Consider the following 10,203-nt stretch of genomic DNA (forward strand, 5'->3'; position numbering starts at 1 on the left):
TCAGCTATCAGCTATCAGCTATCAGCTTATGGGCGTGCCACAGGCTAGAAGCCTGTTCTACAAAGCTGATGGACTATTCCCGATTCCCGATTCCCGATTCCCGATTCCCTACTCCCTGCTCCCTATTCCCTATTTTTTAAACAACAAACACTAACAACATATTATGGTGATGCCAACAGATTTAACGGCAAATTCTACCCACCCCAAAACCGATAATTTGGGACTTTGGCAACAAATTAAAGAAGATTGGAAAGCCCATGGTTGTGATTGGACTAAGCCTGGATTTCGGGCTGTGGCGGTGCAGCGGTTTGGAGTCTGGAGAATGAAGATCGAACCGAAGTTACTACGGGCTCCGTTTAGTATTCTCTACCGAGCATTATATCGTAAAGTTCGTAATACCTATGGCATTGAATTACCTTACACAGTAAAGCTTGGTCGTCGAGTAATTATTGAGCATCAAAGTGGGATTGTGATTCATGGAGATTGCACCATTGGTGATGATAGTATCATCCGTCAAGGGGTAACTTTGGGAAATCGTTACTTAGACCGTCCTTTGGATGCGCCCATTTTAGGAAAAAGTGTCAATGTTGGTGCTGGTGCTAAGATTTTTGGCAAGGTTACTATCGGTAACGGGGCAAATATTGGTGCTAATGCTGTAGTTTTATCTGATGTACCTGCTGGGGCAACGGTAGTGGGAATTCCTGCTAAAGTTATTAAGTTGCGTTCTTTAAATGGGAACGGCTCTAGTTGAGATGTCAACAAATGAATACTAACCACAAATGAACCGTCGCCGCATTCTCAAAACTGGACAGCCTTACAGCTTTAGCCAATATTTTAACCTTCCTTTTACCCTAGAAGATATCTTGGCTGAATTTGACTGTACCCTTGTGCGATCGCATATCGATCTACCTCGTCAGCCCTTCACTGCAGCTATTGAACCCCTGCTGCACCAACTCCAGCGTAACCGCAAGCGCATTGAGCTGATCAACGAAACTGCCCGTCGGGAAGCCCTGATCGCACCAATTCTGTTTGAAGTAGTCGATCTCACTAATCACCGCATTTACATTGAATATTCCATCGCCGTTAGCGAACACCTGCGGGGAACCTTAGATTATTACATTGCTAACCATAACCTGATTGTGATCGAAGCCAAACAATCTGATCTGGTCAGGGGCTTCACTCAACTGGCGGTGGAGTTGGTTGCCCTTGATCAGTGGCTCCAGTCTGACCAGAGAATTTTGTACGGCATTGTTACCACCGGAGAAGACTGGCGTTTCGGTACTTTTAATCGCGTTGAACGTTCCATACAACAAGACCCCAAGCGCTACATCGTCCCAGAAGAGCTAACCGAGTTGCTGGAAATTTTAGTCGGGATTATGAATTGAAACCATTGCTGAATGCTTACTATGAAATGTACCCCCAAGCCTCACCTAATTGATAAGCGCTATACTAAATGAAGTAAACCATGAAGCAAACAAGGTTTTAAAATCTATGGCAAATAATACTCAGAGTCATTTTGCTCCCTACTTAAGACATAGAGGGAACACTGTCGAAGAACAAATTAAACTCAATCAACCTGCTCTGGAATGGCTAAGAAAACGCCTTGAAGAGGAAATCACACAAGAAGAAGCTAAAATTCGACAGGAAGATTTAGAGAAATTCAAACAAATTCTTGATAGTTTTCGCCCAGAAGGCTCTAAGCTATATAGCTAATAATGATTGTTTTTGTCGATACAGGCGTTTTAGGGTTATTATCTTCTCCCAATGACAAATTAGAAGCACAACAATGTCAGCAATGGCTTTACTCTCTTTTAGCTAGAGGAGTTTATGTACTGAGTTCTGATTTGTGTGATTATGAAGTTAGAAGAAGTTTAATCTTAGATGGCATGAGAAAACCATTACATCAAGGTTTAGCTAATCTTGATGAGCTGGGCAATATCATTGACTTTCTACCGATAACTCAACCGGTTATGCGTCATGCTGCTCAACTTTGGGCAATGTCTCGCCATCAAGGAATGCCGACCGCTGATGACAAAACTCTTGATAATGATGTGATAATTGCTGCTCAGTGTCAACTATTTCAACAAGAAAACTTAGGACAACGTTTAGTTATTGCTACCACTAATGTTAAACATCTAAGTCGTTTCCTTGAGTCTCGACGATGGCAAGATATTAGATTTTGAATTGAGGAATGCGATGTTGCTCTGTATTTTCTGAACTTTATTTCAGCACGATTATTCCCCATGGCACAGGCATCAACTGCATCCTAACACTGGTTCACTTCACACCCAGTCAGCCTAATCATAATTCCTCTATCCTTGATTAACTCTTGCCTATTGCCTTTTGCCTTTTGCCTCTTATCTGTTCCCTGTTCCCTGTTCCCTGTTCCCTCTTATCTACTTCCACCACCGGCTAACATCATCAACCGCTGCCACCGTTTCTTTTAGGGCTTCAACACCCCCAAACTTGATGATTAAAGGAGCTAATTTAGGAAGAGCTTTCAGAAAATTGGAACGGTTTAGACTAGCTAAACTATCAAGAATTTGTTGCCACAGAGGACAATCAACTGAGGAAGGAGTTAAGCTCTTAATTAAGTCCTCTAAGGCTAATACTCGGTATTGTTCAGACCCAATCGCTCTGGCGGCTTCTAAGGCTTTTGGTAACAACCCTTGGGGTAAGTGCGGGGCTAAGGCCTGTAAGACAGAGCTTCGAGCGGATTCACTCTCAAAGGCTATGGCGCAATCTAAGGCTTCTGGTAACACTTCAGGTAAGTCCACTAAGTCTAAGTAGAATGAAAATAATAACTCTGAGACACATAAAAAGCCTTTAATCTCAGGGACTCTGAAAGCTTCTAAGGCTTCTAGTAACACTTCTGGGAAGTGGGGTGCTAAGTCGATTAAAGCTCGGGCTCGGTGGCATTTATCCTCAAGAGCTCTGGCGGCTTCTAAGGCTTCTAGTAACACTTCGGGTAAGTGGGGGATTAAGCGGATTAAAGCATCGGCTCGGTGGCATTTATCCCCAAGGGCTCTGGCGGCTTTTAAGGCTTCTGGTAAAACTTCGGGTAAGTGGGGGATTAAGCGGATTAAAGCATCGGCTCGGTCTTTTTCATCCGAAAGCCCTCTGGCGCAATCTAAGGCTTCTGGTAACACTTCTGATAAGTGGGGGGCTAAGGCGACTAAGGTTAATCCTCGGTCTTTTTCATCCGAAAGCCCTCTGGCGCAATCTAAGGCTTTGGGTAACAACGTTTCGGGTAAGTGGCGGGCTAAACTCTGTAAGGCGTTGGCTCGGTGGGATTCATCCTCAAGGGCTCTAGCGTAATCTAAGGCTTCTGGTAACACTTCTGGGAAGTGGGGAATTAAGCGGATAAAGGCACCGGCTTGGTCTTTTTCATTCCGAATCGCTCTGGCGCAACCCAAGACTTCTGGTATAACTTCTGGGAAGTGGGGGGCTAAGCGGATTAAGACATCAGCTCGATGGGATTTATCCCCAATCCCTCTGGCAACGTTTAAGGCTTTGGGTAACAACAGATCGGGTAAGTGGGGGGCTAAGGGGATTAAGGCTTGTGCTCGGTAGAATTCATCCGAAATCATTCGGACGCAATCTAACGCTTGGGGTAACAGTTCTGGTAAGTGGGGGGTTAAGCCTATTAAGGCATCAGCTCGCTGGGATTTATCCCCAATCCATCTAGCAGCGTTTAAGGCTTCTGGTAAAACTTCTGGTAAGTGGTGGGCTAAGTCGATTAAAGCATCGGCTCGGTCTTTTTCATCCAAAATCCCTCTAGCAGCGTTTAAGGCTTCTGGTAAAACTTCGGGTAAGTAGGGGGCTAAGTCGATTAAAGCATCGGCTCGGTCGGATCCACCCCAAATGGCTTTGGTACAATCTAAGGCTTCTGGTAAAACATCAGGTAAGTAGGGGGCTAATCTGATTAAGGCATAGGCTCGGTGGGATTCATCCCCAAGGGCCCTGATGCAATCGAAAGCTTGGTATAACAACACTTGGGGTAAGTGGGGGGCTAAGCCGATTAAACCATATACTCGGTCCGATTCATCCGAAATGTCTATGACGGCTTCTAAGGCTTTTGGTAAGAAGCTTTCCGGTAACCGGAGGGCTAAGGCTTTTAAAAAATTGGCTCGGTCGTATTCATCCCGAATGGCTTTGGCGAAATCTAACGCTTGGGCTAACCACACTTGGGGTAAGTGGGGGGCTAAGTCGATTAAGGCTTGTACTGAGTATCTTTTATCCGAAATCCCTATGGCAGCGTTTAAGGCTTCTGGTAACACATCCGGTAAGTGAGGGGCTAAGGCGATTAAGGCATCGGCTCGGTCTTTTTGATTCGAAATCCCTCTGGTAGCTTCTAAAGCTTCTGGTAAAACTTCTCGGAAGTTGCGGCCTAAACTCTGTAAGGCTTTTGCTCGGTCTTTTTCATTCGAAATCCTTCTGGTGCAATCTAACGCTTGGGGTAACAAGGTTTCGGGTAAGTGAGGGGCTAAGGCGATTAAGGCATCGGCTCGGTCTTTTTGATCCGAAATCCCTCTGGTAGCTTCTAAAGCTTCTGGTAAAACTTCTCGGAAGTTGCGGCCTAAACTCTGTAAGGCTTTTGCTCGGTCTTTTTGATCCGAAATCCTTCTGGCGCAATCTAACGCTTGGGGTAAGACTTCTTGGAAATCGGAGGCTAATCCCTCTAAGGCTAATGCTTGGTATTCTTCAGACGAAAGCCCTTTGGCGCAATCTAAGGCTTCTGGTAATAAAGAAGGCGGAAGATACTTACTAATTGCCTTCAAAGCGTATACTTTACTTCTAGAATCTTGGCTCTGTCGCACATAAGCCAGTGCCTGGGCTGCCGTCCAAATTTTGTTCTCAACTAATGCTGCCATTAACCTTGGAGGAATATTTCCGGCCAAACTGTTGAGGGATGTCGTAATCAGAGCATACCGACACTGTAAACTAATGGATTTCGTGGGATTTTCTGTAAAATTGCCTGCTGCTATTGCCCAAGCTCTCGATACATCCTTAACAAAATTGGCAGTTTTTCCCTGTCTATCACACTGGGAATACCAACCGTTATCTCCTGCTGGAGTTTCTTCTTTCAGGAGTTGATGAATGTCATCTATCTTGTGGGCTTTTTCTAGATGCCAAGTTAAGTGGTTATAGATATAACCATCATCGGGTAAGGTATGCCATAATCCGTTTTCGGTCTTAGTTTGATAACGTTCTAATAATTGCTGATGGGCTTCGGGGATTGATAATCCTAACTCTGGTTGCAGCAGATTACGGGCTAAATCATGTAACAGGTCATGGAGGCGATAGTTAGTGTCTTGGGTACTAGAGACTCCTGGTAGTAATAAGGATTTTTGTCGTAAGTATCGTAAAGTCTTTTTGGCTTGAAATGAAGTACAGTTCCATAACGTTGTCGCCATGGTTTCAGTAATGGTGACATCCTCCGGCAGTACCCCTAACCAAGCAAATTTTTTCAATCTCTCGGGGGATAATCGCTTTAAACTGAGATTAAAGGAAGCCACTAGACTGTAGTTTTTGCGCTTGGCGTCACTTGGTTCTTCCTCTGGTTCCAATCGATCCAAGGCTTCTAAATTAGCAATTTCAGCTTCTAACTCACTAAGTAACTCTTCCCAAGAGATGCCATCCCTAACTTGGGCAGCAGCTAATTCTAATGCTAGGGGTAAGTAGCCGACTGTTTTGGCTAATGTTTCAGCATAGTCGAGTTCTTGATTAGTTAACTCATTGTTGAAACAAGCGGTTAATAACTCCAAGGATTGATTTAGAGTCATCACATCTAAATCATAGCGAATCGCACCGTTAACCGGAGCTTCTCTTGTCGTCACTAAAACCCGACAGGCACCCCCTGCTACTCGAAAGGGTTCAACATGGTCAGGATGCCAAACATCATCCACTACTAGCAACGCTTTTTTATCGGATAATAACGTTCTTAATTGTAAAGAAGCGCTATCAATATTAATCGGTTTGAAGTCATAATCTCCTAATGCCTGTATCCACGTACTTAAAAAGGATAAGATATCAGGCTGCTGACCTAAGGTTGCCCAAAAAATCCCATCGGTAAAATAGGATTGAACCTCTGGATCATGGGCTAAGGCTGCAGCTAAGGTAGATTTCCCAATTCCTCCTAAACCATAGATGGCACTAACTACTAAGGTGCCAGCTCTAGCGGTTTCTTGGGATAAAAGAATTTGTTTTAGTCGTTGGCTTACTTCCGGGCGTTCGACATAATACGGAGGTAGTGGGGGTGCTTGATTTGTTCGAGTTTGGTTAACCTGCCTCCCAGGCGACTGTAGTCAAAAGGTATTATTTTGGTCTCCTTGAATAGTTTGCTTTTCTCCAATATTTCCAATATTAGTTTGTTTCTCTCCAAAATTAGTATTCTCTTGATTAAGAATATTCCTTTTGGCAAAGTTTTTCACGTTTTCATTGTTGTAAGTCTCACTAGTAGCCTGGTGGGATTCCAAAGCTTTGATAATCTCTTGACGAATTTCTTCTAAGTTAGGCAAAGCTTCAGCATCAACAGTAGTCACCAAACGCTCCATACTTTGGGCAACTTCCGGATTTTGCTTCGCTGCTGTTTCTAGCTCCAATACCACTTCAGCATAATCAAGAGGTTGCTCTGGGGCTTGCTCGATAGCCATTACTGTATCTGGAGACTGGTTTCTCAGGGATTCTACAAACTGGCTAGTATTGTCCCAAACAACTTGCCCGACATTTTCTCCAGTTTTTTCTAAGGCTTTAGTGGCGAGCACAGTAGAAATAGCGACAACGGCAGCAGCTAATGGTTCCATAGTTGAAGGAGATTACTCACAGTCTTTGTTTATTATAGTATTTTTAAATTGGTTGAGGTGGATTTATTTAGGGAGTAGGGAGCAGGGAGTAGGGAGCAGGGAAATGCTATACTCAATATTATAGTAGTCAAAGTAGTTTAAATAATGCTAATCTTACCAGAAGAAGAATTAACTAAATTAGTTTTAAATAACGAGCACTTGATTATCGAATATTTAGTAATAAGCGAGGCAAACTTAAAAAATCTGGAGCAATCTAATCAAGAAGGATTTTATGCTGAATTTAAGCAAATTATCGAAAGAATTAATTTTGTAGAGGATTTTGATCGAATTGGATCAGAACACAAGGGTCAGCCTTTAATGGCAGCTCTCGGAGATGAATTTGAACTAAATGGTCAAATTGCGATCGCTGAAGCCCTCAATAATCAATCATTACTTGCTATGGGGTGGAATCGTTTAGGACGATTACTCCAACAACAGGGTCAATTAGATCAAGCACAGCAGGCTTTTGAACAAGAAATTGCGATCGCTGAAGCCCTCAATAATCAATCATTACTTGCGATGGGATTGAACCATTTAGGAGAAGTGCTCCAACAACAGGGTAAATTAGATCAAGCACAGCAGGCTTTTGAACGAGCACTTAAAATCGATACTGTTAATAAATTTAGTAGTCTTTACACAGGACTATCTAGATTATCAACAGTTTTGGAAAAACATATCTTTGACTTCTCCAAGGACTATCTAGAACGTATTAAACGTAGATTAATGGCAATTTTGCAAGCTTCTGCCTTGGCATCTGAACAAAATGAGCTTCCATACGCAGCCAAAAACTATCTTATGGATATCAGAAATACGGCAAGGGGAATTTTGTGGCAGATTGACAATTATCAACTATCTCATCAAAAGTATCCAGTTACAAACCTCTTAGATTGGCTAAAAACTTCACCAACTTGGGCTGGAGATGATTTTCAAGAGTGTTTGGACTATGTCAACCGAGTTAGGGAATAAATAGGGAAAATCATCTGTGTATTTACTAGACACTAACCACTGTAGTTTTGTGATTGTTCAAAAAGATTACCGAGTTATCAAAAAATTAGAGTCACTTATGCCAGATACCGAATTAGCTATCAACACTATTATTTACGGGGAATTACTCACTATGGCTGAAAAATCCCAAAGGATACCGGAAAACTTAGCCTTGATAGAGAATTTTGTTAGCCGCTTGAAAATTTATCCCATAGACCAGGAAACTTCTAAAATTTATGGCAAGTTTCATGCTGAACTATTTGCCAAGTTTGCTCCCCAAGACAAAGCCAAGCGTAGAAAATTTAACATCAAGGATGCAGGAGTACGCATCAACGATTTATGGATAGCTTGCACAGCCATACAACATAATTTAATTATTGTTTCAGAAGATAGGGATTATCGAAAAATGAATGAAGTCAGGAATCTAAAATTAGAGTGCTGGAAGTAATAAAAAAACCTTAAATAAACAAATTAAAGGGGCATTGGTGATTCGGTTTCAGGTGTTGCTCATTACCACATATCACAAAAAAAGCACAAAATAAATACACATAATTGAGTTGATAAATACCTAATTTTACTATTTGTAAATAAATGTAAAAACTTTAAATTACCCCTTGCATTTTTTCCAGGAGTTATCTATACTATATAAAGTTACGACCGATACTAATAGCCGCGCTGGAAATACCTGTTAACCACAACCAGCGCGGCTTTCCTCCCTCCTAAAAAGGAGTTATTTCCATGATGCCAAAAATATCACGATCATCAATCCTGGACCGATACTAATAGCCGCGCTGGCAAAAACTGTTAACCACGACCAGCGCGGCTTTCCTCCCTCCTAAAAAGGAGTTATTTCCATGATGCCAAAAATATCATGATCATCAATCCCGGTTGGGTGCATCGTAAGCTATCAGCTATCAGCTATCAGCTATCAGCTATCAGCTTTGGGCTTATGGCGACGGTACGGAAACAATTTATGCCCATAGCGCACGCTACACCAAACAGCTTTTGAACAAAATAAGCACCTCAAGCAGCGTGAGCCGTCAGCCATTAGCTGACAGCTGACGGCTGACAGCTAATGGGCTACAGATGCTGCTACTTGAGGTGCCAAAAGCCAACGGCTGACTTATGACTTATGACTTATGACCGCTGACTGCTGAATAATTACATTTCACGAGAGTAAAAAAACAGGAATATATTTCGACGAATAAAAAAAGAAAACCTGTAATACTAGCATACAATAGTGAAAATCTCGTCTACTATAAGAGTAAGTTACTGCTTAACTCCTCACTGGACAAACACTGTCAAGTACCCGGGGAATTAATAGTTATAGTTACTCATAGAATCAAGGGAACTAGTGTAAGGATAAGCCAAGTTAATGGTCACTCAGGGCTTAGGCTTATTTAAGATTAGGGTGTTATCTAAGCCAAAAGAGTTTTCACTAGTAGCCCAAGGCCAAAAAAAATAATTAATTCAGGGGTCTACGCTGAAAGCTGAAAGCTGACGGCACCTCAAGTAGCGCATATGGTTACAAGTATTGATTTTTCTTCTAAGCACTAAACCTTTGATTACTAATGTCTAAACAAAACCGTAAAAGGTCAAGGTGCACCAGCGGTTGGAGGCTGCAAAGTTGGAAAATTTGCTTGCCCGCGATCGCAATAATCATGCTGTTGTGTGCCGACGTAGCAGTAGCCCAGAATCCACCTTTTCAGACTACCCTTGCATCTCTCCAAATTGCCGTGGATACTATCTGGGTCATATTCACTGGTTGTTTAGTATTCTTCATGAACGCGGGGTTTGGGATGTTGGAGGTTGGTCTTTGCCGCCAAAAGAACGCTGCCAACATTTTGACTAAAAACCTGATTGTGTTTGCCCTGTCTACAGCCGCTTTCTGGGCAGTTGGCTTTGGTTTGATGTTTGGTGATGGCAACCCTGTTTTTGGTTTCAATGGCTTTTTCCTTTCGGGATCAGATAATAGTCCAGCCATAGGAGAAGCCTACAACGGTGTCTTCTATTCACTAAAAGATATTGGTATACCCCTCAACGCCAAATTCTTTTTTCAACTGGTTTTTGCTGGAACTGCTGCCACTATTGTTTCTGGAGCAGTGGCTGAGCGCATCAAATTTTCTGCCTTTTGTCTGTTCAGCCTTCTACTTGTGGGCATCATTTACCCAATCACCGGTCACTGGATTTGGGGAGGAGGCTGGCTAGGAGGAGGCTGGCTACAAGGGCTGAAATTTTGGGACTTTGCTGGTTCAACGGTAGTTCACTCCGTAGGCGGTTGCTGTGCCTTAGTAGGTGCTTACCTTCTCGGACCACGCAAGGGCAAATATATAGATGGCGTCTCCTATGGGCTGCCCGGACACAATCTCAGCCT

9 protein-coding genes and 1 pseudogene are annotated in these 10,203 nt (G+C 42.7%); 8 read left to right on the forward strand and 2 right to left on the reverse strand.

Features of this window, described 5'->3' with window-relative positions:
• Nucleotides 1–28: 28 nt before the first annotated feature.
• From F6K52_RS08030 to F6K52_RS08050, 5 genes are all read left to right on the forward strand, one after another.
• Nucleotides 29–154, forward strand: a complete 126-nt coding sequence (locus F6K52_RS08030) for a hypothetical protein (protein WP_293076180.1) — start codon at nt 29–31, stop codon at nt 152–154.
• 9 nt (nt 155–163) lie between these two features.
• On the forward strand, nt 164–751 hold the full coding sequence (locus F6K52_RS08035; protein WP_293076182.1) for a serine O-acetyltransferase: 588 nt from the start codon (nt 164–166) through the stop codon (nt 749–751).
• A 28-nt stretch (nt 752–779) separates the two neighbouring features.
• The gene (locus F6K52_RS08040; protein ID WP_293076184.1) at nt 780–1,385 is read left to right on the forward strand and encodes a hypothetical protein; all 606 of its coding nucleotides are present in this window, start codon (nt 780–782) and stop codon (nt 1,383–1,385) included.
• A gap of 106 nt (nt 1,386–1,491) precedes the next feature.
• Nucleotides 1,492–1,713, forward strand: coding sequence for a hypothetical protein (locus F6K52_RS08045; protein WP_293076186.1), 222 nt, complete (start codon nt 1,492–1,494; stop codon nt 1,711–1,713).
• Nucleotides 1,714–1,715: 2 nt separating this feature from the next.
• Complete coding sequence (locus tag F6K52_RS08050) at nt 1,716–2,183, forward strand: hypothetical protein (RefSeq protein ID WP_293076188.1); 468 nt, start codon at nt 1,716–1,718, stop codon at nt 2,181–2,183.
• A 213-nt stretch (nt 2,184–2,396) separates the two neighbouring features.
• Here the strand turns inward: F6K52_RS08050 and F6K52_RS08055 are convergent, their stop codons facing one another.
• Together F6K52_RS08055 and F6K52_RS08060 are read right to left on the reverse strand one after the other, a co-directional pair.
• On the reverse strand, nt 2,397–6,203 hold the full coding sequence (locus F6K52_RS08055) for an NB-ARC domain-containing protein (RefSeq protein WP_293076196.1): 3,807 nt from the start codon (nt 6,201–6,203) through the stop codon (nt 2,397–2,399).
• Nucleotides 6,204–6,308: 105 nt separating this feature from the next.
• Entirely contained in the window at nt 6,309–6,806 is a 498-nt protein-coding gene (locus F6K52_RS08060) for a hypothetical protein (protein WP_293076190.1), read from the reverse strand.
• A gap of 144 nt (nt 6,807–6,950) precedes the next feature.
• On the opposite strand from F6K52_RS08060, the gene F6K52_RS08065 reads away from it, so the two are divergent.
• The 3 genes and pseudogenes from F6K52_RS08065 to F6K52_RS08075 all read left to right on the forward strand — a co-directional run.
• Nucleotides 6,951–7,811 carry a tetratricopeptide repeat protein gene (locus F6K52_RS08065; protein WP_293076192.1) on the forward strand — a complete coding sequence of 287 codons (861 nt, stop codon included), beginning with the start codon at nt 6,951–6,953 and terminating at the stop codon, nt 7,809–7,811.
• A gap of 16 nt (nt 7,812–7,827) precedes the next feature.
• Nucleotides 7,828–8,277 (forward strand): type II toxin-antitoxin system VapC family toxin, encoded by a 450-nt coding sequence (locus F6K52_RS08070; protein ID WP_293076194.1) that lies wholly within the window; start codon nt 7,828–7,830, stop codon nt 8,275–8,277.
• Nucleotides 8,278–9,400: 1,123 nt separating this feature from the next.
• Nucleotides 9,401–10,203: pseudogene (locus F6K52_RS08075) on the forward strand (ammonium transporter); the annotation flags it as partial.

This window comes from Moorena sp. SIO3H5, assembly GCF_010692395.1.
Taxonomy (GTDB): Bacteria; Cyanobacteriota; Cyanobacteriia; order Cyanobacteriales; family Coleofasciculaceae; genus Moorena.